General features: G+C 64.9%; 21 protein-coding genes. 9 read left to right on the top strand and 12 right to left on the bottom strand.

Going from position 1 to position 24,274, the window contains the following annotated elements; translation table 11 throughout:
- Window positions 1-18 precede the first annotated feature (18 nt).
- From JWQ90_RS24805 to JWQ90_RS24785, 5 genes are all read right to left on the bottom strand, one after another.
- Complete coding sequence (locus JWQ90_RS24805) at window positions 19-1,218, bottom strand: hypothetical protein (protein WP_299697747.1); 1,200 nt, start codon at window positions 1,216-1,218, stop codon at window positions 19-21.
- Between the two features lie 83 nt (window positions 1,219-1,301).
- Window positions 1,302-2,702 carry a type II and III secretion system protein family protein gene (locus JWQ90_RS24800; RefSeq protein WP_299697746.1) on the bottom strand — a complete coding sequence of 467 codons (1,401 nt, stop codon included), beginning with the start codon at window positions 2,700-2,702 and terminating at the stop codon, window positions 1,302-1,304.
- 123 nt (window positions 2,703-2,825) lie between these two features.
- On the bottom strand, window positions 2,826-3,785 hold the full coding sequence (gene cpaB, locus JWQ90_RS24795) for a Flp pilus assembly protein CpaB (RefSeq protein WP_299697745.1): 960 nt from the start codon (window positions 3,783-3,785) through the stop codon (window positions 2,826-2,828).
- 50 nt (window positions 3,786-3,835) lie between these two features.
- Window positions 3,836-4,363 carry a TadE/TadG family type IV pilus assembly protein gene (locus JWQ90_RS24790; RefSeq protein ID WP_299697744.1) on the bottom strand — a complete coding sequence of 176 codons (528 nt, stop codon included), beginning with the start codon at window positions 4,361-4,363 and terminating at the stop codon, window positions 3,836-3,838.
- A 115-nt stretch (window positions 4,364-4,478) separates the two neighbouring features.
- Window positions 4,479-4,652: a Flp family type IVb pilin gene (locus tag JWQ90_RS24785; RefSeq protein ID WP_299697743.1), complete on the bottom strand. Its 174-nt coding sequence runs from the start codon at window positions 4,650-4,652 to the stop codon at window positions 4,479-4,481.
- A gap of 152 nt (window positions 4,653-4,804) precedes the next feature.
- Between JWQ90_RS24785 and JWQ90_RS24780 the strand changes: the two genes are divergently transcribed.
- Window positions 4,805-5,623 (top strand): symmetrical bis(5'-nucleosyl)-tetraphosphatase, encoded by an 819-nt coding sequence (locus tag JWQ90_RS24780; RefSeq protein WP_299697742.1) that lies wholly within the window; start codon window positions 4,805-4,807, stop codon window positions 5,621-5,623.
- A 71-nt stretch (window positions 5,624-5,694) separates the two neighbouring features.
- On the opposite strand, the gene JWQ90_RS24775 is transcribed toward JWQ90_RS24780, so the two are convergent.
- From JWQ90_RS24775 to JWQ90_RS24760, 4 genes are all read right to left on the bottom strand, one after another.
- The gene (locus tag JWQ90_RS24775) at window positions 5,695-8,199 is read right to left on the bottom strand and encodes an MMPL family transporter (RefSeq protein WP_299697741.1); all 2,505 of its coding nucleotides are present in this window, start codon (window positions 8,197-8,199) and stop codon (window positions 5,695-5,697) included.
- Window positions 8,200-8,213: 14 nt separating this feature from the next.
- On the bottom strand, window positions 8,214-9,158 hold the full coding sequence (locus tag JWQ90_RS24770; protein ID WP_299697740.1) for a YCF48-related protein: 945 nt from the start codon (window positions 9,156-9,158) through the stop codon (window positions 8,214-8,216).
- Between the two features lie 120 nt (window positions 9,159-9,278).
- Window positions 9,279-10,034, bottom strand: coding sequence for a peptidoglycan editing factor PgeF (pgeF, locus tag JWQ90_RS24765; protein WP_299697739.1), 756 nt, complete (start codon window positions 10,032-10,034; stop codon window positions 9,279-9,281).
- 11 nt (window positions 10,035-10,045) lie between these two features.
- Complete coding sequence (locus JWQ90_RS24760) at window positions 10,046-11,326, bottom strand: DEAD/DEAH box helicase (protein WP_299697738.1); 1,281 nt, start codon at window positions 11,324-11,326, stop codon at window positions 10,046-10,048.
- 397 nt (window positions 11,327-11,723) lie between these two features.
- Here JWQ90_RS24760 and trxA point away from each other — a divergent pair, with 397 nt between their 5' ends.
- The 3 genes from trxA to JWQ90_RS24745 all read left to right on the top strand — a co-directional run bounded on the left by trxA (window position 11,724) and on the right by JWQ90_RS24745 (window position 14,782).
- Entirely contained in the window at window positions 11,724-12,068 is a 345-nt protein-coding gene (trxA, locus tag JWQ90_RS24755) for a thioredoxin TrxA (RefSeq protein WP_299697737.1), read from the top strand.
- A 442-nt stretch (window positions 12,069-12,510) separates the two neighbouring features.
- Complete coding sequence (gene rho / locus JWQ90_RS24750) at window positions 12,511-13,746, top strand: transcription termination factor Rho (protein ID WP_366919590.1); 1,236 nt, start codon at window positions 12,511-12,513, stop codon at window positions 13,744-13,746.
- A gap of 202 nt (window positions 13,747-13,948) precedes the next feature.
- On the top strand, window positions 13,949-14,782 hold the full coding sequence (locus tag JWQ90_RS24745; protein ID WP_299697736.1) for a metal-dependent hydrolase: 834 nt from the start codon (window positions 13,949-13,951) through the stop codon (window positions 14,780-14,782).
- An 86-nt stretch (window positions 14,783-14,868) separates the two neighbouring features.
- Here the strand turns inward: JWQ90_RS24745 and JWQ90_RS24740 are convergent, their stop codons facing one another.
- The 3 genes from JWQ90_RS24740 to JWQ90_RS24730 form a co-directional block, all read right to left on the bottom strand.
- Window positions 14,869-17,361 (bottom strand): DUF1302 family protein, encoded by a 2,493-nt coding sequence (locus tag JWQ90_RS24740; protein ID WP_299697735.1) that lies wholly within the window; start codon window positions 17,359-17,361, stop codon window positions 14,869-14,871.
- Between the two features lie 194 nt (window positions 17,362-17,555).
- A complete protein-coding gene (gene purD, locus JWQ90_RS24735) occupies window positions 17,556-18,845 on the bottom strand; it encodes a phosphoribosylamine--glycine ligase (RefSeq protein ID WP_299697734.1) in 1,290 nt (429 codons plus the stop codon).
- A 53-nt stretch (window positions 18,846-18,898) separates the two neighbouring features.
- A complete protein-coding gene (locus JWQ90_RS24730) occupies window positions 18,899-19,132 on the bottom strand; it encodes a hypothetical protein (protein WP_299697733.1) in 234 nt (77 codons plus the stop codon).
- 149 nt (window positions 19,133-19,281) lie between these two features.
- Here JWQ90_RS24730 and JWQ90_RS24725 point away from each other — a divergent pair, with 149 nt between their 5' ends.
- From JWQ90_RS24725 to JWQ90_RS24705, 5 genes are all read left to right on the top strand, one after another.
- Window positions 19,282-20,166, top strand: a complete 885-nt coding sequence (locus JWQ90_RS24725; RefSeq protein ID WP_299697732.1) for a phosphoribosylaminoimidazolesuccinocarboxamide synthase — start codon at window positions 19,282-19,284, stop codon at window positions 20,164-20,166.
- A 24-nt stretch (window positions 20,167-20,190) separates the two neighbouring features.
- Window positions 20,191-20,568, top strand: coding sequence for a hypothetical protein (locus tag JWQ90_RS24720; RefSeq protein ID WP_299697731.1), 378 nt, complete (start codon window positions 20,191-20,193; stop codon window positions 20,566-20,568).
- Window positions 20,569-20,687: 119 nt separating this feature from the next.
- A complete protein-coding gene (locus JWQ90_RS24715; protein WP_299697730.1) occupies window positions 20,688-22,298 on the top strand; it encodes an NAD(P)/FAD-dependent oxidoreductase in 1,611 nt (536 codons plus the stop codon).
- Between the two features lie 106 nt (window positions 22,299-22,404).
- Window positions 22,405-22,992 carry an adenylate/guanylate cyclase domain-containing protein gene (locus JWQ90_RS24710; protein WP_299697729.1) on the top strand — a complete coding sequence of 196 codons (588 nt, stop codon included), beginning with the start codon at window positions 22,405-22,407 and terminating at the stop codon, window positions 22,990-22,992.
- Between the two features lie 15 nt (window positions 22,993-23,007).
- Window positions 23,008-24,138 (top strand): RDD family protein, encoded by a 1,131-nt coding sequence (locus JWQ90_RS24705; protein ID WP_299697728.1) that lies wholly within the window; start codon window positions 23,008-23,010, stop codon window positions 24,136-24,138.
- The last annotated feature ends 136 nt before the right edge of the window (window positions 24,139-24,274 follow it).

Raw genomic sequence — 24,274 nt, 5'->3', positions numbered from 1 at the left:
GCGGAGTTCGATCGGCCGCTAGCGGAACAGACGGCCGAGCAGGCTCTTGGCCACGGTCGGTTCGCTCGCCTCGACCGGCTGCCCGGCCACCAGCGCCGAGGCGAGACGGCGCATCTCGAGCACGTACGGATCCTTGGGGCTGGATTTGAACAGGGTCTCGCCGGAATTCATCGCCTGGATACGCGCCTGCGCGTTGGCGCCCAGCGTCGCCAGCAGCGGCAGGCCCAGCAGTTCGGCAAGGCTCTCGGGCTCCAGCCCGAGACGATGGCGGTAGTTGTCGATGATCAGGCCGACGCGGTCCATCGGCGCGTCTTCGCCACGCAGCGCGCGCAGCAGGTACTTGTTGTGCCGCGACTTCAGGATCGACTGATCGGTAACCAGCAGCGAGCGATCGGCCTGCGCCAGCACGGCGCGCAGCACATCGATCGAGGTGAAGCCGTCGATCGCCAGCACGGTGCACGCGAACAGGCCGCGCAACACGCTGATCAAACGCAGCAGGGGATCGGAGTCGATCTGAGGCCGGCCCAGCAGTTCTTCCGGCAGGCTCAGCACGTACAGGCCGCTCTCATGTTTCGGGAACGCGGTTTCGACCAGCGTCGCATCGCAGCGATGCACGTCGTTAATCGCATCGAGCACGCCATAAGTCGGGCTCAGGTTCAGGAACACCGAAGTCGCACCGGCCGGCGTCGCCAGGTCCAGCAACAGCACGCGCTCCTTCAGCCGCAGGCGCTCCTGGCAGGCATAGGCGAGGTGCTCGGCGAGGAAGGCGATGCCGTCGTTGGGATGCGCGGACAGCACCGCCGCGAGCACGCCCTGCTTGCCGCGCGCGCTCGGCGTGGCGCCGGCGGTACGCCGCAGCAGAAGCTTGCCGACCAGTGCGGCGATGTTGGCCTCGTCGCGGCGCAGCACGAAGAAATCACGCGCGCCAGCGCGCATCGCCGCCAGCACCAGTGCCGGGTTGTTGTCGACACCCAGGCCCACCAGGATCAGGTCCGGGAAGCGCTCGACCACGCTCTCGACCATCGCCGCGCGCTGCTCGGCATTGTCGGGATGAAACTCGATGAACAGCAGTTCGGGCCGACCGCTGAATTCGAGCCGGCTCAGCAGATCTTCGGTATCGATCGGCCTTACCAGCGAAAATTCCGCCGTGCTGACAGCCGTCTGCAACCAGTTCGCGTAAACCGGATCGTCCGCTACCACAAAGGCCTGGGTCTTCACTCTTGTTATCCGTCTATCTGCGGAGGTGAGTACGGGAGTATCAGTTGAATGGGCGGCTGAACGATCGAGGCTTCAAGCGACCGCTAACGGCCAAATCCGTAGTCGGAGGGCTTGAAATCGCCAGTCTCCTCCAACACCAGGCGGCCGTAGCTGGGCTGCGTCTTGTCGTAGGCAGCACCCGGCAGCGGTGGCAGGCGGGCCTCGCGGGCCAGCGGACGCACCAGATGCGGCGTGACGATCATGATCAGTTCGCGGCTGCTACGGTCGACCGAGGCGCTCTTGAAGAAGGCGCCGAGCACCGGCACGTCGCCGAGCCATGGCACCTTGTCGACATTCTGTACCAGGCTGGTACTGACCAGGCCCGAGATCACGAAGCTCTCGCCATCGCCGAGTTCGACCGTCGTGTCGGTGCGGCGCACTTTCAGCGCCGGCACCGAGATGCCGTTGATCGATACCGCGGCGGTGTAGTCGAGATCGCTGACTTCGGGCGCGACCTTCAGCGAGATGCGATCACGCGACAGCACGGTCGGCGTCAGATTCACGCGGATACCGAACTCCTTGTAGGTGATCGTGATCGACGCATTGCCGCTGCCACCGCCCTGCGCAACCGGTATCGGGAATTCGCCACCGGCCAGAAAACTCGCGGTCTGGCCGCTCATCGCGGTCAGGCTGGGTTCGGCGAGTACACGCGCCATGCCCTTGCCCTCAAGCACGCTGAGCACGCCCAGCAGGCCATTGGTGGCACTGCCGAAGACCAGACTGAACGCATCCTGCAGCGGGACGAAGCCGGAGCCGCTCTGGAGAACGATCTGATTTCTGTCCGTCGTCGGGTTCACCTCGATACCGCTGAGTCCACCGGGACCTGAGATGCCTGCCGTGGTATTGGCGATGTTCTTGAAGAAGTTGACGCCATAGCGCTGCGCGGTAGAGCGGTTGATCTCGGCGATCTTGATCTGGGTCATCACCTGGGTATCTAGATCGACACTGCTGGTATCGGTGATCGGGTCCTTGCCGTTGGCGGCACCGAGGCTGGCGCGGCGATGCGCGATCAGGTTCGGCATGCTGCCTTCAAGGCTATAGCCTTTCTCGACACGCGCGTCGGCCAGTTCCGGATCGGATGCCGAGGGCTGCATCGGGTCTTTCACCGCACCGACCCGAATCCGGTATTCCGTGGGCGCGGCGCCGGTCCAGACGATCAGGCTGGTGATGCCGATCTTCTTGCCGCTGACCAGAAGCTCGCGTCCGTTGATGACGTTGACGTCGGCGATCGTCGGCTCGCCGACCGCGACTCTGCGGATCGTCGCGTTCTCGCGCACCAGCTTGTGCGTGCCGGCCTCGACCTGGATCACGCGATCCGCGGGTATCGCGATAGCCACCGAAGTAGGTGCTGCCGTAGCCGCCGCGTGGGCGATGCCCGACGCCAGCAGGCATCCCAGCAGCAGGCTGCCGATCCATTTTCCGTTCGAGACTATTAGCTGCTTCATTCGCACTCTCACGTCGTCACCGCCCCATTGTTCTTGCAGCAGCTGGCACCCGCTCCAGGTGCCAACTCCCATTGTCTTCTTGACCACGAACCGCAGCCTGTGCGGCTACACCGCCGCCATCTGCTACGGCTTGACCGCGACCGTCTGCACTTCCGCGGCGCGGTACACCGGCACCTGTATCGGCGCACTGTTCTGCTTGGCCGGTGGCGGCTTGATCCGCGACAGCTGCTGCATCGACAGCGCCTTGTCAGGCACTTTGTAGGATTCGATTTTCGCCAAGGTATCGCTGCTTGCCGGAAGCCCGCCCGCGACCGTGATTTCAGCGACCGGCTCGCTCTCGACGCCGGGTAAGCTCTGCCCGTACAGCGCGAGGCGCAACTCGCCCTGGCTGGCGCCCAGCATCAGGCGCGTAGTGTCGGTTTCGGGCACGGCCAGCACGGCAGTGCGCGTGCGCCGGGTCTGAGTGGATCGATTGGCATTGGCGGCAGCGCCCTTCTTGTCGTCGGCCTCGGTGAGCCCTTCGGGCCGTTCGACCAGGCGGTCTTCATAAGCCAGTACCCGTACCTGCTTCAGCAGCACGCGCGCCTGGGCGGCCTCGACATCCTTGGAGTCGCGTAAATAAAGCAGCACGTCGACCATGTCGCCAGGACGCACGAAGCCGCCGACGGCGACCACGTCGTTGATCTCCACCGAGATCGCCTGGAAGCCCGCAGGGATCGCCCGCGCCAGCAGATTGCCTTCACCGAAATAACGCTTGGTGACCGGCGCGCCGCCGTCGACATCGACGATCGGCTCCTTGCCGACGACCTGCGCGACGCTGGTGTAGTAGTCCGCCGGAGCGATACTGACTTCGACCAGGGCGACATCGTCCTTGCCGATGGCCTGGTAAGCCGCGAGCGGCTTCAACGCCACCACGGCCAGCGTCTTGGGGACCACCGGCGCATCCGCGCCGGCCGCAGCCGTCTTCGCCGGCTTCTGCGCGTTCTCGGCATAGTTGTGACTGATACGGTACAGAACGACGGCCAGTACCAGCGTCAGGATCAGGCCGATACCCGCCATCAGCTTCGCAGCTGAACTACTCATCAGATTGCTCCCCAATAAAATCCGCCGGCCCCTGCGGGCAAACGGTCACTCTAGCCTGAAAGCAGCGTAACGCCCACACCGGTCAGCTGCGCCGGCAGTGGTGGTACTGGCCCGATCCCGGGCAAGGTCAAGGTTGGAAACAGCGCCGGCGTCAGCAGCGGGAAATTGATCTGAACCACGATCGGAGTTCCCCCGCTGGCCGTGGTCGGACAGTGGGGACCACCACCTCCGGTCGGAAAGCACTGCGTCACTTGAATCAACGAACCGTTAGTGCCGATCGAATTGCTGAGCTGGTCCGCCGGCAACCAACTGAGAACGCTTGCGGCGGTGGCCTGGGCATGCAACGTAACGGTGTCGAGATAGGCATTACCCAGCGCCGGGTCCACCGCCACCGCCGACTCTGCACCCTGCTGAGCCGCATAGTTTATGGACTCGAAGACAACGTAAACATACGAGTACACGAACATCGCATAAGTCAGCGCGAGTAGCAGCGGCAAGACGAAGGCGAACTCGATCGCCGTCGCGCCCGATTGCCGCTGCGTTAGCTTTGCCCGACCTTGGCTGCGCACTGCGTCCATACCCCTACGGTAAATGCCGCGTCACTGGAACATGTAGCCGCGAATCCTCAGACTTCGCGGCCGGCCGCACCGGATGCGCTTTTTTTGCCGCCGGTGCCAGTGGCCGGTGCCAGTTCTAGATGTTCGCCAGGGCGGTTTGGATTGACGTGAACACGGTACTGAGGCTCCCACCCACTAAGCCAAGCACAACGACGATCGCAACAGCAATCAAACCGGCAATCAGGCCGTACTCAACGGCGGTGGCGCCTTCCTGGCGGCGGGGAAGCGAAGCATAGAATTTGTTCAACATGTGACACTCCTTTAGACGGTTGGCTGACCCCATCAGTCAGCGTCGTTACTATGCTGTCGGCTTTAGGTCGGGTCAAAGCTGCCGACTGACGCAATCTGTACCGCTCATCGGGCCTGTTCAGTCAAAGGCCCAGCTTACCGGACAAACGGTTCATGTCGACTTATGCCATTGGCGATCTGCAAGGATGTTACGAGGATTTCCGCCGGCTGCTGGACCGGGTTTCCTACGATCCCTCGCACGACCGGCTGCTGCTCGCCGGCGATCTGGTCAACCGCGGACCGCAGTCCCTGGAGTGCCTGCGCTTCGCCCGCGACAACGCCGGCTCGGTGCTCAGCGTGCTTGGCAATCACGACCTGCACCTGCTCGCCTGCGCCGGCGATCGCCGGCGCCTGAAGCCGGGCGACACAGTCGATACGATCCTCGACGCCCCCGACGCGGCCGAGCTGCTGGACTGGCTGGCCGCACAGCCCCTGGCGGCGCACGACCCCGACCGCGATCTGCTGATGATCCACGCTGGCGTACCGCCGCAGTGGGATCTGCAGCAGACCCTGTCCCTGGCCGCGGAGGCCTCGGCAACCCTGGCCGGAGCGGATCGCGCCGCATTCTTCGCTCATATGTATGGCGACCGGCCCTCGGCGTGGGACGAGTCGCTCAGCGGCTGGGATCGCACGCGGTTCGTCATCAATTGCCTGACCCGGCTGCGTTACTGCAGCCCGCAGGGTGAACTGGCGATGAAACCGAAAGGGGCGCCGGGCTCGCAGGCCGAAGGTCTGCTGCCGTGGTTCATGGTCCCCGGTCGCCGCACCGCCGGCACCCGCATCGTGTTCGGCCACTGGTCGACCCTGGGCCGCGTCGAATGGCCCGAGCACCGGGTCTGGGGGCTGGACACCGGCTGCGTCTGGGGCGCCAGCCTGACCGCACTGGATGTCGACACCGGGCGGCTGATCACGGCGCCATGCCAGCCCTCGTAGGTCGGCAATCCCTAGCCGACGTGAGGCCTCGCTTGCGCATCGAAAGTAAACGTTTGCAAGGGATTGCCGACCTACTCAGGCTCGCGCTCGCTGAGCAAAAACGCGGCAATGCCCGGTAGCACCAGGATCACGCCGAGCAGATTCGCGCCCAACATGAAGACCAGCAGCAGGCCGATGTCGCGCTGCAGCTGCAACCCTGACCACAGCCAGGTGGCGGCGCACAGGCTCAACGTGAGGCCGGTGAAGATCACGGCCTTGCCGGTTGTCCTGAGCGTCCGATAGTAGGCCTCCTGCATCCGGCAGCCGCTGGCCAGTGCGTCCTTCATCGTCGCGTAGACATAGATGCCGTAGTCCACGCCGATGCCGACGGCCAGCGGCACGATAGTCAGCGTCGTCACCTTCATGCCGATGCCGGCCGCCGACATCAGCGCGTAGGCCATCCACGACACCAGCGACAAGGGCAGCAGGATCGCGAGCAGGCTGCTCAGCTCGAAGAAGCCCAGGTACAGGCAGACCGCGATCGCGAGATAGACATAGAGCAGCGCCTGCTTCTGGCGCTCTCGCAGCTCTTCGTTGGTCGCCGCCATCACACCGACATTGCCGGCCGCCAGTGCGAAATTCACCGGGCAGGCCTTGTCGAAGCCGGCGAGCTTCTTCTGCGCCTTGTCGACATCGGCCGTGGCTTTGCCGACATCGCGGCGCGCCGCAAGCTTGGCAGCGCAGTATTTCGAGTCGACGTCCTTGTTGGTTTCGTAGTACTCGGTCGCGTTCTGCCGGTTGTAGAGTTTGACTTGGTCGACCACGCGCTCGATCGTCGTCGCACGGTGATCCTGCATGAACGCGAACACCGCCATCGCCGAACAGTCCGGGTTCAGCAGGCCGCTCGAGGCCGGGATCGGCGACATCGCCTGCACCATCAACGCCTGATTGCGCGGCAGCGTGTTGTACTTCGGATTGGCTTCGGAGAAGGCGGCGTTGACCGATCTTGCCGCCTGCGGCAAGGACAGCGTCGAAGCGACGCCGGCCGTGTTGTCCAGATGCCAGGCGAAACGATCGATCTGATCCATCACCTCGAACTTCACGCAGGCTTCCGGATCGGTTTCGGCAATCACTTTCAGGATATCGGCGCCGACCGCAAAGTTCGCTTCGATGCTGCGCAAGTCCTGGTTGAAGCGCGAATCGGGCAACAGCTCCGGCGCGCCGGCCTGGCTGTCGCCGAGCTGCAGGCCGCGTCCCTGCCACAGCGCGCCGCCGAACAGCGCGGCCGAAATCAGGATCGCGGTCGCAGCGGCTTTCGGTTTCACCATGTTCGACAGCAGGCGCCACAGGCCATCGAACACCGCGTCACGCCGCTGCTGCTTCGCGGCGAAAACCGCGGAATCACCAACGCCGACCCAGATCAGCGCGATCGGCATCATCACCATGTTGGCGATGATGATCGCGGCCATGCCGAAGCAGGCGCTGATCGCCATCTCGCGAATGATGCCGATCGGGATCAGGCCGATCGTCGCGAAACCGGCGAGGTCGGCCAGGATCGCGAACATGCCGTAGATCGCCAGCCGACGCCAGACATGCAGCGAGGCGTCGTATGCATTGCAATGCCGGCCGGCGATCTCATCAGCCCAGGCGTTTACATACTGCAGGCCGTGACTGAGCGACACCGCCAGAATCAGGAACGGCAGCAGGATCGCGAAAGGATCGAACCCGAATCCGGACAATCGCAACAGGCCAAACTGCCAGATCAGCGCCGTCACCGAACACAGCAGCGGCAGCAGCGCGAGCCTGACGCTGCCCAGATACCACCACAGCAGCACGAACGTCATCGCCAGCGTGATCGCGGAGAGCATCAGCACCTGCGGCGTCGCCTCGATGACATCGCCGGCCAGCTTGGCGAAGCCGACGATATGCACGCTGATGCCATCGCCTTCGTATTGCTTGCGGACGTGCTCGAGTTGCCTGGCCATCTGGCCATAGTCGAGCTTCTCGCCGGTAGCCGGATCGGTCTCCAACAGCTCGGCGAAGACCATCGCGCCGCGCTGGTCCTTGGAAACATAACGGCCGACGTGGCCGCCCCTGGCGACATTGCGGCGTATCAGATCGAACATCGGCTGAGTTGGTTGATACTCGGCCGGGATTACGCTGCCGCCCTTGAAGGCGCCTTCGACCACGTCGACGAAACGCACATCGGCTGTGAACAGTGAGGACACGCGGGCGCGATCGACACCTTTGAGCACGGACACGGCGTCGTTGACGGCTTTCAGGCGCGTCAGGAATTTCTGGCTATAGATATCGCCGATGTCGCCGTCTTTCTGCATCAGCGCGACCAGCACCGTGTTCGCGCTGCCGAAATCGGCCTGGTACTGCTTCAGCACCTGCATGTACGGATGATCGAGCGGAATCGACTTGTCGAAGCCGGCATCGCTTCTGATCTGCACCGTCAGGAATGCAAGCAAGGCAGTGATCGCCAGCAGCACCGCCATCAGCGGCTTGCGCCTGCGGTAAATCAGCTGCTCGATCAGCGGCTCGATCGCGAGCAGGATTTTTTCGCTTCGATTCAAAATCCGGGGTTCGCTCATGCTGGCTTCACGGCTTACAGCGAGGTATTGAAGCGCTGGACGCCGCTCTCGCCGACGACGACGAGGCCGCCATTGACGGCGGCGACACCGCACAACGAGAAGGCCACACCGCTGGCGATCGGCCGCGCACGCTTGCCGTCCGCATCGACCACCCATACCGCACCGGACAAGCCGACCAGCAGCACCCGTCCATCCGGCAGCAGCGTCCCGCCATACAGCGCAGCCTCGGTGCCGAGGGCGAGCTTGCTCCAGCGCATGCTGCGCACGTCGTCGCTGACGTAGATGGTGCCGCCCAGGCCGAAGATCAACGCGCCTTTCTTACCGCGCGGCAGTGCGCCGAAGAACGTACCCTCGTACGGCGATTTCAAGCGCTGCCACTTGCCGCCGGAAGATAGGCCGAGCATGCCGCTCTCGCCGGCAATGAACAGGCTGCCGTCGTTGAGCCTGACGATGGAGTGGAAGGACAGCTCCTCGTCGCGAACCGCGGGCGCGGCCACCTCGGCCCAGCTGATGCCACCGTCGCTGGTTGCGTAAAACAAACCGAAAGCGCCGACCGCATAGGCATGGTGGCGGTCGGTCGCCGCCACCGACAGGAACGCTGTTTCTTTCTCCGGCTCGAAGTTCTGCAGCATCCAGCTCTTGCCGCCGTCCTCGGTCTTCAGAATCGTCGCGTCAAAGCCAACTGCCCAACCGGTCTGATCGTCGACGAACGCCACCGCCGTCAGTGTCGAGCGAACCGGCACCTCGACCTGTGCCCACTTCAGGCCGTCGTTGGACGCCAGAATCTGGCCGCGATCACCGACGGTGATCAGATGCTTGCCGTTGTTGACCACGGCCAGGGTCAGGCTCTGCGAAGCACGCGGCATGATTTCTGAAGCTCGCGGTTTGACCTGCGCCGCCGCGCCGAAGGCGATCAGCGCCAGCGATCCGAACAGCGCCCCGCGCAGCCATGCAGTCATCGTTTCCCTTGCCGTCGGTGATGTGTAGGTTGGGGTGAGCATAGCGAACCCCAACAGTCGTCCCGCGCAAACGGCGGTGATCGTTGGGGTTCGCTGCGCTCACCCCAACCTACCCCCAACCTACGGCTGCAGCCAGATCAAGCTCGCCATGCGGCCGCAGACGCGGTCGCGCCGGAATGAGAAGAAACGATCCGCGTCCGTATAAGTGCAAAAGCCGCCGCCGTGGATGTTCTGCAGCCCGGCCTTGCGAAGACGTGCACGAGCCAGGCCATATAGATCGGCCCAATACTTACCCGCATCCTTGCCGGCATCGGCAGCCGCGACAAAATATTGAGCGGCCGATGCATCGTCCGCGACGAAACGCGCGCGTACTTCGGCGCCGATCTCGAAAGCCTGCGGCCCGATCGCCGGCCCGAGCCAGGCCATCAGCCGCGACGGCGCCGCCGGCATCGCCGCGATGGTCGCCTCCAGCACACCGTCGGCCAGACCGCGCCAGCCGGCATGGGCGGTGGCGACACAGCTGCCGGCTTCGTCGCAGAACAGCACCGGCAGGCAGTCGGCGCTCATCACCACACAGACTTCGCCCGGGCTAGCCGTCCAGGCGGCGTCGGTGGCATTGCATGTCGCCGAAGGCAGTTGTCGCGCGCGAACGCCGTGGACCTGTTCCAGCCAGCGCGGCTCGGCCGGCAGCGACAAGGCCCGTCTCAACTCGGCCCGATTGGCTGCGACTCGCTGCGCATCGTCACCGACATGCGTCGCCAGATTGAAGCCGGCGTAGACGCCCTGCCCGGCTCCGCCGATACGCGTGGTCTGCGCCGAGCGCACCCGCGCCGGTGCAGGCCAGTCCGGAACCAGAAAGGACGCGCCGCCGAGCACGGGTAGCGTGCTTAGCGCCGACGCGGACCGCCGCGGCCACCGCTGCCACCACCGCCCGGACGACGGCCGCCACCGCCGCCCGGACGGCCGTGATGCCGCGGCGGACGCGGGCCGCGGATGAAGTCCGTCGGCATCCATTCGTCCGGCACCTGTTCCACCGGGATGCGATTGCCGATGTACTTCTCGATGTCCGGCAGCGAGTAGACGTAGGTCTCGCAGCACAGCGAGATCGCGTCGCCGCTCTCGCCGGCGCGCGCGGTGCGGCCGATGCGATGCACGTAGTCCTCGGCATCCTGCGGCAGGTCGTAATTGATCACGTGGGTGACGGCCGGGATATGCAGGCCGCGTGCCGCGACGTCGGTCGCGACCAGGATCGGCAACCGGCCTTCCTTGAAGTCTTCCAGCAGCTTCATGCGCTTGTTCTGCGGCACGTCGCCGGAGATCGTGCTCGCCTCGAAGCCGTTGGCGCGCAGCGTGGTTTCCACGTCTTCTGCGTCGCGCTTGGTGTTGATGAACACCAGCGTGCGCAAGGGATCGTGATGGCGCAGCAGGCCGACCAGCATCGGCAGCTTGTCGTCGTTGGCGACATGGATCAGCGACTGGCGCACGCGGTCGGCGGTCATCCGCTCCGGCTCGACCTCGACCTTGGTCGGGCTGTTCATGTGCTCGTAGGCGAGCTCGAGCACGCGCTGACTCAAGGTCGCCGAGAACAGGTAGTTCTTGCGCTTGGCCGGCTCCGGCATGCGCCGGAACAGGTAGCGGATGTCGGCGATGAAACCGAGATCGAACATGCGGTCGGCCTCGTCCAGCACCACGACCTCGACATGCTTGAGGGTGTAGATGTCCTGCTTGAAGTAGTCGATCAGGCGGCCCGGCGTGCCGATCAGGATGTCGATGCCGTCGATGATCGCCTGGCGCTGCGCGTCGTAGCCGGTGCCGCCGTAGCAGACCGCCATGCGCAGGCCGGTATCGCTGCCCAGCTTGCAAGCATCGGCGTGGATCTGGATCGCCAGCTCGCGGGTCGGCGCCAGCATGAAGGCGCGCGGCTGCCCGTCCGGACCGCTGGGCGGATCGGTCAGCAGCTTGTGCATCGTCGCCAGCAGGAAGGCGGCCGACTTGCCGGTGCCGGTCTGTGCCTGGCCGGCGATGTCCTGCCCGGCCAGCGCCAGCGGCAGGGTCTGCGCCTGGATCGGCGTGCAGTAGTCGTATCCCATCTTGGCCAGGCTCGAAAGCAGCAGCGGATGCAGCCCCAGGGACTGGAAGCTCACGTCGGAAAGATGGTCGGGTAACATGCGCTCTCTAGTGGTTCGTTCAATGCCGGCGCAGCCTGATGGCCCGATGGCGGTTCCCTGCACAATGGGCCGGCTCGCCGATCACCACTTGCAAGGCAGCAGGGAATGGGATCAAATAACGGCATCCCGTTGTGTGTTCACCGGCCCGAAAGCCCGCTTCGGACACAGTTACGGTGCGCGTCAGTTCCCCTGAAAATCGAATCATAACAATCGTCGTGTGTTCCTGCGCGACGGCACAGCTCCGCAGTGCTTGATCGGCGTCTGATCGACCCCAGACTCATATCCCTGCCGCGCCCCGACTCCCTATCCAAGCAGCGCATCCATACCGCTGATCCAGACAGATATTCCAGCGAAACGCGGTTCCTAGGCGGTTTCCGTCTTCAATGAGGTCCAACCCATGAGCGAACATATCTCCCCCGTCACCGACGCCTCTTTCGAACAGGACGTACTCAAGTCCAACGTGCCCGTGCTCGTCGACTTCTGGGCGGAATGGTGCGGCCCCTGCCGCATGATCGCGCCGATCCTCGAACAGGTCGCGGCCGAACAGGCGGGCAAGCTCAAGGTGGTCAAGCTCAATGTCGACGAAAACCCAGGCACGCCGCCGCAGTTCGGCATCCGCGGCATCCCGACCCTGATTCTCTTCAAGGATGGCAAGCCGGCCGCAACCCAGGTCGGCGCTGTGCATAAAGCCCAGCTCGCCGCCTTTGTCGCCCCCCATTTGACCCATTTGAACGTGGCCTGATCAACGCATGATGAAGCACCGCCGCCGTCACTCCAACGGCTCAAACAACGCCCGAGCCGGCCAACCCAAGGACGGCGGCCAGGACGGCCTGCCGATGGACATCGACGAGGAGGCGGAAGAAGCCGCCCAGAACGCCGGTACGCCAGTGATGGTGGCCCTGCAGACCGAGTCCTTCGACGCCGAGTCTTCGTCATCCGGCAACAACGCCGGGCTGAGCGACGAAGGTAACGGTGAAGGCCGCAACGGCAATGTCGGCGGCAATGCCGCAGCCAATGCGGCAGCCAACGGCAGCGGTGGCCATCAGAACCGGCGCAACAACCAGAACAACGGTCAGCAGCGTGGCGATCGTGGGGAGCGCACGGAGCAGGCTGCGCAGCAGCCGCAACAGCCCCAGGTTCCGCTGGAACCGCCGAAGCTGGTCTACATCCCCGAGCTGAAGAAGATGACCGCGGCGGCGCTGCTGGAGCTGGCCGAAAGCCAGGGCCTGGAGAACATCGCCCGCGTGCGCAAGCAGGATCTGGTGTTCACGATCCTGCGCGCCGCCGCCAAGCGCGGCGACCACATCATGGCCGACGGCGTGCTCGAGATCATGCAGGACGGCTACGGCTTCCTGCGTGGCCCCGACGCCAGCTATCTGGCCGGCCCGGACGACGTCTACCTGTCGCCGTCGCAGATCCGCCGCTTCTCGCTGCGTACCGGCGACTCGATCGCCGGACGCGTGCGCAGCCCCAAGGACAACGAGCGTTATTTCGCGCTGCTCAAAGTCGACACGATCAACTTCGAGCCGCCTGAAGTCAGCAAGCGCAAGGTCAGCTTCGAGAACCTGACGCCGCTGTTCGCGGACGACCAGTTCAAGATGGAGCGCGGCAACGGCACCACCGAAGACATCACCGCGCGCGTGATCGACATCGTCGCGCCGTTCGGCAAGGGCCAGCGCGGCCTGATCGTCAGCCCGCCGAAAGCCGGCAAGACGATCATGCTGCAGAACATCGCGCAGTCGATCGGCGCCAATTATCCGGACGTGTACCTGATCGTGCTGCTGATCGACGAGCGCCCGGAAGAAGTCACCGACATGCAGCGCACCGTGCGCGGAGAAGTCGTGGCATCGACCTTCGACGAGCCGGCGACGCGTCACGTACAAGTGGCAGAAATGGTCATCGAAAAGGCCAAGCGCCTGGTCGAGCACAAGCGCGACGTGGTGATCCTGCTGGACTCGCTGACCCGCCTCGCCCGCGCCTACAACACCGTCGCGCCGTCGTCGGGCAAGGTGCTGTCGGGTGGTGTCGACGCCAACGCGCTGCAGAAGCCGAAGCGCTTCTTCGGCGCCGCGCGCAACATCGAGGAGGGCGGTTCGCTGACGATCATCGCCACGGCGCTGATCGACACCGGCTCGAAGATGGACGAAGTGATTTACGAAGAGTTCAAGGGCACCGGTAACATGGAGTTGCACCTCGAGCGCCGCATCGCCGAGAAGCGCACCTTCCCGGCGATCAACATCAACCGTTCCGGCACGCGCAAGGAAGAGTTGATGGTCAACGAGAAGGATCTGAACAAGATCTGGATCCTGCGCAAGCTGCTGCATTCTATGGACGAGCTGGCGGCGATGGAGCTGCTGATCGACCGCATGAAGCAGAGCAAGACCAACGAAGCATTCTTCGATTCGATGAAGCGCAACTAGCGCGCTACCGCGGCGTCTGCTTGCGTCTACTTGTAGGAGCGGACCTTGTCCGCGATTGAGGCCCCGCCGACACAATCGCGGACAAGGTCCGCTCCTACAGTTCGCGGCTCTGACTGATGCGCCGACGGAAGCGGTCACTGCGGCAACTGCGGCGGCATGCTGACGAGATGATGATGCCGCATCTGCCACAGGAGCCGGTGTCATGAATCCGAGCGATCACCCCGGCGGCGCCGGCATCACCCGCCGCGACATCCATTTCTCGCAAACCGGAATCCCACGTTACTGGTTCGCCGGCGACGTGCATCGCACGCGGCTGTTCGATGCGCTGTCGCTGTTCTTCCCCGAGGGCGAGCGCTTCTTCATCGAGAGCCTGCGCCACTACCGCGAGCGCATCGCCGGCGACCATCGGCTCGACGCCGAGGTGCGCGCCTTCATCGGCCAGGAGGCGCTGCATGCACGCGAACACCGTGCCTACAACGCGCGGCTCGAAGATCAGGGCGTCAACGCCGCCGGCCTGGAAGCCGAAGCGCTGTCCAATCTGAATCTGGCCCGTGACAAGGCCTCGCCGGCACAACAGCTGGCGATGACTTTATGCCTCGAGCATTTCACCGCGATGCTGGCCAACGAAGTGCTCGGCAACCCTAAGCTGTTCGCCAACGCCGACCCCGAAATGGCGCGGATGTGGCGCTGGCATGCGATGGAAGAAACCGAACACAAGGCCGTGGCCTTCGACGTGTTCGAGCGCGTATTCGGCCGCAGCTGGCGGCCCTACGTGCTGCGCAGCTGGATCATGCTCAGCGTGTCGTTCTATTTCACGACGCATGTCTGGAGCACCATCATCCGGCTGGTGCGGCGTGATGGTCGTGGCGGCGACTGGCGCGGCTGGCTACGCCTGCTCGGCTTTATGTTCGTTGCGCCCGGGCCGTTCCGCCGCGTATTCCCGGCCTGGCTCGCCTGGTTCAAACCCGGCTTCCACCCGTGGCAGCACGACAACCGGCAGCTGCTCGAGCAGCTGCGCCGCGAATACGCGGCGTAGGGAACTACGTAGGTCGGCAATCCTTTGCCGACGTGTACCCTCATTGCGCCATCGCGGCCTCGCGTCGGCAAGGGATTGCCGACCTACTAGAACTGATAACGCACGTAAGCCTGCGCAAAATCACGGTCGCGATAGACGTTGGTGTAACCGCCGCCCCAGAACCAGGAATAGCCGAGCGTGAACGACAGCGCGTCGCGATAACGCGTTTCGACTGTCATTTGCGCCTGCTTGCGGTCTTCGACGAAGTTTTCGGCCGGGCCCGGCGCCGTGCCGTTGACGTCGTGGCCGAACAGGATGAAGGGCGAGACGCTGATGCCCGGCAGCACGCTCTCGTACTTGATGATCGCGATCAGGCGATAGCCCCAGGAGAACTTGTCGACCAGGTCGTCGAGGTTGGCCTGGTGCGGATTGAAGCGCGCGCCGTCCGGGCCGATCGAGCAGGTCGGGTTGGTCGAGCAGGCCTGGCGCGAGCCGTTGGCGCCGCTGCCGTCGGCACCGGCGCTGGCGTGGTAGTAGACGCCGGGCGATTCGATCTGCAGCCGGTCGTAGGCCGGCAGACCCGGCACATGCGTCGCGCCCACTTCGGCCACCAACTGGATCTGGTCCGCGCCGATCCAGTTCTCGGTGCCGCTGAGCACGCGCGTCAGGCCGAGGTTGTACTGCAGCACATCGAAGCGCTCATAGCCGCGAATATAGCTGTTCGGCGGGTTTTCACCGAGAGTGCCGCCACGATACGGAATCACGAAGCTCGGGAACGAACGTGCCGAACCCGGCGCCGCGCCGACGATCAGATTGACCGTGTCCGGGAACGGGTTGTTGCCATTGGCGTCGATGAAGTCGCTGCTGCCGTAGGTGATCATGCTGCCGCTGGCATCGATGCCACGGCCTCCAGTGGTGCCGGCGCAGTTCAGATCCTTGTCGTGGCAGCGCGTCAGCGTCGGGCCGGCGGCGGCGAATTCCAGATCGGTGATCGAAACCTGCAGCGGCAGGTTCGGGCGATACGCGATTTCACCCTGAAACGAGTAGTCGCCATACGCGGTGTTGAAGCTCCAGCCATACAGCTGGATGTTTTCCGGATACTCAAAGAACACGCGCCCGGTGCTCAGCGGCACCGCGTCCGACAGCGGTTGATCCGGGTTCGGAATCACCGCCGCCAGCAGACCGCCGATATTGGCGCCGAAATCGGTGATCGCACCCGGCTTCTGCGCGAGCAGGACGCCGGCCTGCGTCAGCACCTGGGACAGCGCGGCAGGATCGTAGCCCGGCAGGTTGTTGCAGGTCTCGAAGAACTCCAGCGTGTTGTGTGCGTCGATACCCAGCGCATTGCCCTCGCGCCGCGCGCAGCTCGCATCGGTGGACTTGAAGCTGACATACGGCAGCCGCGAGTGATAGTTCATGAAATAGAACCCGAACTCGGTGCCGCTGTTGATGTTCTCGGCGTAGTACTTCAGCGAGAAGCCGTACTGGCCGCCGTTCTCGGGCTCGCGGTCCGGATCGCGCACGGCGCGCGCGGTGGTCGGCGTGATCAGCGCCAGCGGGCTGTCGAGCGGATGGCCGAGGCCGCTCGGATCATCGGCCGAGCCGCCGAAACTCAGGTTGGCGTAGTCGCGCGCATTGTTGGTGCCGAGGTCGGCGAACGACATGTAGCTGCCGGTCGCCGGCGCTTCCAGCGGCCGCCATTCAAATTGGTAGAAGACCTCGTACTGGACATTGGCAAACGCCTCCCCCGAGAACGTCAGCATGCCGACCGGTTGGAACACCTGGTCCAGCTGCGTGCCGACGCGATACAGGTTGTTGGCGTTCGGCGGATTGATCTGGTTGAGACTGTTGATCACCAGCGTGGTGCTCTCGCCCCAGTTCAGATTCTGCCGGCCGATTTTCCAGTTGATTTCCTTGTCGCCCCACAGCGGCAGCTTGCCGAAGACATTGATGTCCATCAGCTGGAAATCGCTGCCGATCTGGCGCAGCGTTTCGCCGTCGCTGCGCTTGATCTTCTCGCTGCCGCCGGCGCCGTAAACGCGGCTGAAATAGCGGTTGGCTTCAGGGTCGCCGGTGATGCCGACGCTGCCGGCATTCTCGGCCGTGATGATGTTCGGCTTGGTTTCGTTGAAGTCGTTGTTGACGAAGTCGTAGAAGTACAGCCAGCGCGCGAACAGGCCGTAGTCGCCCCAGTGCAGTGTCAGATCCTGCGCCGCCATCGCGACGGCCTGGGTCAGATCGTGTTTCTGGTAGTTGAGATCGCCGTCGTCGGCGCGCATGCCGCTGGCGCCGGGCGCATCGACCAGCTTCTGGGCCGGGAAAATCTGGTCGCGGAACACCGCCTGGCAGGACTGGTAGTTGACGCCGCCGACGACGCCACAGACATTCGGATCGTTGTCGGATTTGCCGATCAGATCCTTGGCCGGGCTCTGCATGCGCATCTCGGTGCCGAAAGTCAGGTTGGTGTTCAGCGTGCCGCTGATATCACCAAAATTGACCTCGAGCGCATGAGCCGGGCCGGCTCCGATCAGCGTCAATGCCAGTGCCACAAATCCCGGACGCAGTCTTCTGACAAGCGTCGTCGATGCAATGCCGACCATGGCCCCTCCCCGTTCGCGAGCGACGATTCTAGTGCCGACCCCGACGGACTCCATTTGACTGCAGGGACCGCGCCGCGCGGCGGTGTGGCCCATCGTCGTCGGGTCGTCCCGTAGGTTGGGGTGAGCACAGCGAACCCCAACGTGGTCCCGCGCCGATGTTGGGGTTCGCTGCGCTCACCCCAACCTACGGGCTGCTAGCGATGTAGCGCGCGGTGCCCGATGTCGCGACGGTACTGCATGCCTTCCCACGAAATCTTGTCGACGGCCGCGTAGGCAACGCGGCTGGCGGCAGCCAAAGTGTCGCCGCTGGCAACGACACACAACACGCGGCCACCGGCGGTCACAACCGCGTCGTTCTGCTGCGCGGTGCCGGCGTGGAATACCTTGGCGCCCTGCAGATCGGCGTCGAGTCCGGCGATGACATCGCCGCGCCGGACGCTCGCCGGATAACCCGCCGCAGCGAGCACCACGCCGATCGCCGGCTGGGCACTCCAGCGCACGCTGATCTCCGGCAGGCGCTGTTCCAGCGCGGCATTGAGCAAATCGACCAGATCCGACTCCATGCGAAACAGGATCGGCTGGGTTTCCGGATCGCCCATGCGCGTGTTGAATTCCAGCACCTTGATGCTGCCGCGCGTATCGATCATCAGCCCCGCATACAGAAAGCCGGTGAACGGACGGCCCTCGGCCTCCATCGCGCGCAAGGTCGGCTCGATCACGTCGCGGCAGACGCGCTCGTGCACCGCCTGGCTCACCACCGGTGCCGGCGAATACGCGCCCATGCCGCCGGTATTCGGGCCCTGGTCGCCGTCGAAAATGCGCTTGTGATCCTGCGAGGTCGGCAGCACCACGTACTGCGTGCCGCCAGCGACGACGATGAAGCTGGCCTCCTCGCCGTCGAGGAAATCCTCGACGACGACGCGCGCCCCGCCCTTGCCGAGCATCGCGCCGCCGAGCATGTCGCGAGCCGCGGCCTTGGCCTCGTCGATGCTGGTCGCGACGACCACGCCCTTGCCCGCGGCCAGACCGTCGGCCTTGACCACGATCGGCGCGCCGCGCTCGTCGATATAGGCGAGCGCGGCATCGAGCTCGTTGAATACGCGGTATTGCGCGGTCGGTATCTTGTGACGCGCCAGAAAATCCTTGGAAAACGCCTTCGACGACTCAAGCTGCGCAGCATCACGCGTCGGCCCGAAGATACGCAGGCCGGCCTCTTCGAACGCATCGACGACGCCGAGCGACAGCGGCACTTCGGGGCCGACCACGGTCAGTGCGACCGATTCGCGGCGTGCGAGATCGACCAGGCCGGCGATGTCGTCGGCCGCAACCGCGGCGTTGCGGCAGCGTGGCTCCGCGGCGGTGCCGGGGTTTCCCGGCGCGACCACGACCTCGGCCACGCGCGGCGACTGCGCGATCTTCCAGGCCAGCGCGTGCTCACGGCCGCCGGCACCGATCACCAGAATCTTCTTGTCCCTGATCACCATGCGATCTCTCCTCGTTTTCGCGATCGTTTCTGTTTTTTCTGTTTTTCTGGCAGCTAGTCGCGGCCGCGCCGCGGGTCTTTGCGCCGATCTTCCACGCCCGGTGGCGGGCCCTGGTCGCTCTTGCGGCGATCGCCGCGTTCGCCTTCGCGACGCTCGAAGCGCCGGTGTTTTTTCGGCCCGGCCTTGGCCGACTTGCCCCCGCCTGACAGGAACAGCGTGTAGACCAGATAAATGATCACCGCCGCACCGACTCCGTACAGCGCCATCTCCACAAACATCGCCAGCATCGCTCACCTCCCTGTTTCACCTCCCTGTTATGGGCGATTATGCGGCCAAAGCCCGCGCCTGCCATCCCTGGGCAGCCTCTGATCAAGTCCCACGAGCCCGCGTATCATGCCGGCACACCTGTACCCTGCCCGCTATCGGCACCGACCGCATGAGCTCCGCCCTCTTCGAATCCCGAATCGACAGCCTGCCCCGTATCCATCGCGGCAAGGTTCGTGACATCTACGCCGTCGGCGACTCGCACATGCTGATCGTGACCAGCGATCGTCTGTCGGCCTTCGACGTGATCCTGCCGCAGCCGATCCCTGGCAAAGGCGCGGTGCTGCAGGCGCTGACCGAGTTCTGGATGCGGCGCTTCGCCGGCCTGCTGCCGAACCAGATGGCGCCGGAAATGCGCCTGGAAGACTGGCTCAGGCCCGATGAGCTGGCGCAATGCGAAGGCCGCGCCGTGATTGTCAAGAAGCTCAAGGCGCTGCCGATCGAATGCGTCGCGCGCGGCTATCTGATCGGCTCCGGCTGGAAGGATTATCAGGCGAGCGGCAAGGTCTGCGGCATCGCGCTGCCAGCCGGCCTGAGGCTCGCCGACAAGCTGCCGGAGCCGATCTTCACACCCGCCGACAAGGCCCCGGTCGGCAGCCACGACGAGAACATCACTTTCGCCGAGGTCGAGCGCCGCATCGGCGCCGATCTGGCCAAGCAGCTGCGCGATACCACGCTGCGCATCTATGGCGAGGCCTCGGAATATGCGCGCTCCCGCGGCATCATCATCGCCGACACCAAGTTCGAATTCGGCCTCGACGATGCCGGCAGGCTGCATCTGATCGATGAGGTGCTGACGCCGGATTCGTCGCGTTTCTGGCCGGCCGACACCTATCGCGCCGGAGTCAGTCCGCCGAGCTTCGACAAGCAGATCGTCCGCGACTACCTCGAGACGCTGGCCTGGAACAAAAAGGCCCCAGGCCCGCAGCTGCCGGACGAAATCATCGCCCGCACCGGCGCGACGTATCGCGAGGCCCAGCGCCTGCTGACGGCGTAACGGGCCGATAGGGAGAAGCTGCCGATGCAGATCAAGATCGAAATCGACGTCAAACCCGAGGAGCTGCGCCGCTTCCTCGGCCTACCCGATGTCGCCGGCCTGCAGGACGACGTGGTGCGCTTCCTGCGCGAGAAAGTCGGCGCCGCCAGCGAGAGCTTCGATCCAGCCGCTGTGCTGCAGGCCAGCCTCGACATGATCCGCCGCAACCCGACGTGGAAGCTGCTGCGCGGGGCGATGGGGCGCGATCGCGACGAAGCGGAAGTCGAGGTCGAGGCCGCGCCGGTGAAAAAGCCGCGTGCCGCGCGCAAGACAGCGAGCAAGACGCCGCGCAAGAAAGCCGCTGCCAAGAAGCCGCGTCGCGCCAAGCCCGCTGCGAACGCTGAAGAAGCTCCAACTTCCTGACTGTAGGAGCGGTCCTTGACCGCGATTGAAAACTGGCAGAGCACAATCGCGGTCAAGGACCGCTCCTACAATGGCTTCGCCGATCGTCGTGCATGCCGACGCTGAATTAGGATAGCCGCATGTACGACGCAATCATCATCGGCGGCGGCCACAACGGCCTGGTCTGCGCCGCCTACCTGGCGCGTGCCGGCGAGCGCGTGCTGGTGCTCGAACGCCGGCATCTGATCGGCGGCGCCGCGGTCACAGAAGAACTCGCGCCGGGCTATCGCTGCTCCACCGCGTCCTATGTCGTCAGCCTGCTGCTGCCGGATGTGGAGCGTGACCTCAAGCTGCGCGACCACGGCTACCGCGTGCTGCCGCGCAGCCCCTCGTCGTTCACGCCATTCGAGGACGGCCGCTCGCTGCTGATGGGCCCGGACGCGGCGCTGAATCATCGCGAAATCGCCAAGTTCTCGGCGCGCGACGCCGATGTCTACCCGCGCTACGAAGCCTGGCTGTCGCGGATCGCCGAGACGCTGGAGCCGGCGCTGATGGACACCCCGCCGGAGTTGCTGCCACTGCCGCAAAGCTGGCGCCGCCACGGCCTGCTCGATCGCCTGCGCAATCTCAGACGCGGCCGCTCGCTGTATACCGCGATGAAGTCGCTGGGCAGCGAGCTGCCCGAGGCGATCGAGCTGCTGACCGGCCCGGCGACCCCGATCCTGGATCGCTGGTTTCAGTCCGACGAACTCAAGGGCACGCTGGCGACCGACGCGATCATCGGCACATTCGCGCCGCCGTCGGCACCCGGCACCGGCTACGTGCTGCTGCATCATGTGATGGGCATGGCCGGAGGCGCGCGCGGCGTCTGGGGCTACGTCGAGGGCGGCATGGGCGCGCTCAGCGACGCAATGGCCAGGGCCGCGCAGTCGCACGGCGTCGACATCGTCTGCAACGCCGAGGTTGCGCAGATCCGGGTCGAAAACGGCCGCGTTGCCGGCGTGGAACTCGCCAGCGGCGAACGCATCACCGCCAGGCGCGTGATCTCCAATGCAACCGCTGCGGTCACTTTCGGCAAGCTGCTCGCGCCGGGCAGCCTGCCGCCACGTTTCGACGCCGCGGTCCGGCGTATCGACTACGCCTCGGCCAGCGTCAAGATCAATCTCGCGGTGTCGGAACTGCCGGATTTCATCGCGGCGCCGAACCAGGGCCAGGAGCCCGGCCCGCAGCATCGCGGCACGATCCATATCGGCGCGACGCCGGATTACATCGAGCGCGCCTATGAGGATGCGCGGCGCGGCGCGCCCAGCCAGCGCCCGGTGATCGAAATGACCATCCCGACCAGCGTCGACAAGACGCTGGCGCCAGCCGGGCACCACATCGTTGGCCTGTTCGTGCAGTACGCGCCGTACCAGCTCACCGGCACCAGCTGGGACGAGCAGCGCGAAGCCTTCGCCGACCGCTGCGTCGACGAGATCACGCGATTCGCGCCCAATTTCAAGCGCTCGATTCTGCACCGCCAGGTACTGGCGCCGCCGGACCTGGAGGCGCGTTTCGGCCTGACCGGCGGCAACATCTTTCAGGGCGCGATGCCGCTGCACCAGCTGTTCGCCTTCCGGCCGGTGCCGGGCTGGAGCGACTACCGCACGCCGCTCGAGGGACTTTATCTTTGCGGCGCCGCGGCGCATCCGGGCGGCGGCGTGATGGGCGCCTGCGGCCGCAACGCGGCGGCCGCAGTGCTGCAGGATTAGCAAGCGAGCGTAGGTTGGGGTGAGCGCAGCGAACCCCAACGTCGGCGCGGAACAAATGTTGGGGTTCGCTACGCTCAACCCAACCTACAATGGCTGAGTGAGAAACATGCAGACCTTCTTTGCCACGATCGACCGCTACGCGGAGGCCGACGACAATTCGCGCCAGGCGATGGAGGCCGATATCTGGCAGCGCTACGGCGTCGATCGCGCGGTACTGGCGCTGGACATGAGCGAGTTCTCGCTATCGGTGCGCCGTGACGGCGTGCTGTCCTACCTGTGCCGTATCCGGCGCATGCACGCCATCACCGGGCCGGTGGTGCTGGAACACGGCGGCGAGGTGATCAAGTACGAGGCGGACAATCTGCTCGCCGCGTTTGCGGACGCCAACGAGGCGATGAAAGCGGCCGTCGAGATGCGCCACCTGATGATGAACGACGCGCGCGCGCAGCCGGTCAGCATCGGCCTGGCTTACGGCCGCATCCTGCTGATACCCAACTCGGACGCGCATGGCGACGCGGTGAACACCGCATTCAAGCTCGGCGAAGACCTTGCCGAAACCGGTGAGATCCTGGCCAGCCGCCCGTTCGCCGAAGCGCTCGGCACCGATCACCGCAGCGATCACTGCTACAGGCTGGAACCCCAGGACATCAGCATCGCCGGGCTAAGGCTCGACGCGTTCCGCGTACTCGCCTGATCGGTCACGCCGACGATGAGCCGCGATCCCGAAACCAGGCCCAAAGACGTCGACAAGGAGCCGCGCTGGGAGCGAGCGCCTTCGGAGAACGAGGCCTTCGCGGCGCCCGCTCACGATCCTCGCGACATCATCACGCCGCATGCTTTCCGGGTGTCGCCGTCACTGCTCGGCCTGCCGCTGGCGACACCGAACCGGCGCGCGATCGCGATCGGCATCGACGCCGTGCTGGTGCTGCTGCTGACCAAGACCGGCGGCGTCATGCTCGCCGCGGTACTTGCGGTGTTTGCGTACAGCTGGCTGAAAAACCGCTATCGCCCGAGCAGCCGCATCGCGCGCGGCCTCGGCCTGCCGGCGCGCATCCTGGTCGCGATGCTGATTTTCGCGGTGGCGGTCAGCCTGCTGCAGCCGGTGTGGGACCGTTACGTGGGCGACGATGACGAGGACGCATCGGCGCCGAAAAAGGACCAGTTGATCAGCGGTGCCGACAGCATGATCTTCGGTGCGATGCTGATCGCGCTGAAAGCCTGCGACGACGCGAAATGCCGTACCGATGCCGTCGAGGGCATGGCCGCAGCGCTCGCCGAGGTCAAGGGCAAGCCGGAACCCAAGCTCGCGAAAATCAATGGGCTGATCGACGAGACGATATCCGACGAAGCCGAGCGCGCCCAGCTGAAAGCCAGCGCCGCGGCGAAGCTGGAACAATCGACGCAGGAAATCGCACACACGAAAACCAGGGGCAAAAAGGCCACTGCAGCTGACGCCGACGACGACGCCGGTCCGAAGACGGAAAAGGCCGAACGCCAGCCCGAATACAGCCTGCTGAAACAGCTCTACGGCATGCTCGACGATCTCGGCCTGTCGATCGGCTGGGCCGCCGCCTACTTCACGCTGTTCACGACCCTGTGGGCCGGCCAGACACCGGGCAAGCGCCTGATGAAAATCCGCGTCGTGCACCTGGGTGGCAAGCCGCTGTCGTACTGGATGAGCTTCGGCCGCTACGGCGGTTACGCAGCCGGCTTCAGCACCGGCCTGCTCGGCTTTCTGCAGATCTACTGGGACCCGAACCGCCAGGCGGTGCAGGACCAGCTGTCGTTCACCGCAGTGATCCGCGACGTGGATCTGTCGCATCTGAAGATCGAACCGTAGATCGGCGACCCTTTGCCGACCTGTACCGTCGATGCGCAACCGGGGGCCTACCCTCTCTGCGTCCCGCCCCCCAGCATGGTATATCTACACTACGACATCGGAGTCGGACCAGCCTCTAGCGGCCAGATTCCGCGCC

The sequence above is a fragment of the Hydrocarboniphaga sp. genome, from assembly GCF_028291725.1.
GTDB lineage: Bacteria > Pseudomonadota > Gammaproteobacteria > Nevskiales > Nevskiaceae > Hydrocarboniphaga.
Note: the sequence above shows the minus strand (reverse complement) of the source record. Positions and strands in the feature narration are given on the sequence as shown.

Bases quoted from the DNA above. Each gene is read 5' to 3' on its own strand.
- JWQ90_RS24800 (WP_299697746.1), bottom strand. From the start codon at position 2,702: ATGAAGCAGCTAATAGTCTCGAACGGAAAATGGATCGGCAGCCTGCTG.
- cpaB (WP_299697745.1), bottom strand. From the start codon at position 3,785: ATGAGTAGTTCAGCTGCGAAGCTGATGGCGGGTATCGGCCTGATCCTG.
- JWQ90_RS24790 (WP_299697744.1), bottom strand. From the start codon at position 4,363: ATGGACGCAGTGCGCAGCCAAGGTCGGGCAAAGCTAACGCAGCGGCAA.
- JWQ90_RS24785 (WP_299697743.1), bottom strand. From the start codon at position 4,652: ATGTTGAACAAATTCTATGCTTCGCTTCCCCGCCGCCAGGAAGGCGCC.
- JWQ90_RS24780 (WP_299697742.1), top strand. From the start codon at position 4,805: ATGTCGACTTATGCCATTGGCGATCTGCAAGGATGTTACGAGGATTTC.
- JWQ90_RS24775 (WP_299697741.1), bottom strand. From the start codon at position 8,199: ATGAGCGAACCCCGGATTTTGAATCGAAGCGAAAAAATCCTGCTCGCG.
- JWQ90_RS24770 (WP_299697740.1), bottom strand. From the start codon at position 9,158: ATGACTGCATGGCTGCGCGGGGCGCTGTTCGGATCGCTGGCGCTGATC.
- JWQ90_RS24760 (WP_299697738.1), bottom strand. From the start codon at position 11,326: ATGTTACCCGACCATCTTTCCGACGTGAGCTTCCAGTCCCTGGGGCTG.
- trxA (WP_299697737.1), top strand. From the start codon at position 11,724: ATGAGCGAACATATCTCCCCCGTCACCGACGCCTCTTTCGAACAGGAC.
- rho (WP_366919590.1), top strand. From the start codon at position 12,511: ATGACCGCGGCGGCGCTGCTGGAGCTGGCCGAAAGCCAGGGCCTGGAG.
- JWQ90_RS24745 (WP_299697736.1), top strand. From the start codon at position 13,949: ATGAATCCGAGCGATCACCCCGGCGGCGCCGGCATCACCCGCCGCGAC.
- JWQ90_RS24740 (WP_299697735.1), bottom strand. From the start codon at position 17,361: ATGGTCGGCATTGCATCGACGACGCTTGTCAGAAGACTGCGTCCGGGA.
- purD (WP_299697734.1), bottom strand. From the start codon at position 18,845: ATGGTGATCAGGGACAAGAAGATTCTGGTGATCGGTGCCGGCGGCCGT.
- JWQ90_RS24730 (WP_299697733.1), bottom strand. From the start codon at position 19,132: ATGCTGGCGATGTTTGTGGAGATGGCGCTGTACGGAGTCGGTGCGGCG.
- JWQ90_RS24725 (WP_299697732.1), top strand. From the start codon at position 19,282: ATGAGCTCCGCCCTCTTCGAATCCCGAATCGACAGCCTGCCCCGTATC.
- JWQ90_RS24720 (WP_299697731.1), top strand. From the start codon at position 20,191: ATGCAGATCAAGATCGAAATCGACGTCAAACCCGAGGAGCTGCGCCGC.
- JWQ90_RS24715 (WP_299697730.1), top strand. From the start codon at position 20,688: ATGTACGACGCAATCATCATCGGCGGCGGCCACAACGGCCTGGTCTGC.
- JWQ90_RS24710 (WP_299697729.1), top strand. From the start codon at position 22,405: ATGCAGACCTTCTTTGCCACGATCGACCGCTACGCGGAGGCCGACGAC.
- JWQ90_RS24705 (WP_299697728.1), top strand. From the start codon at position 23,008: ATGAGCCGCGATCCCGAAACCAGGCCCAAAGACGTCGACAAGGAGCCG.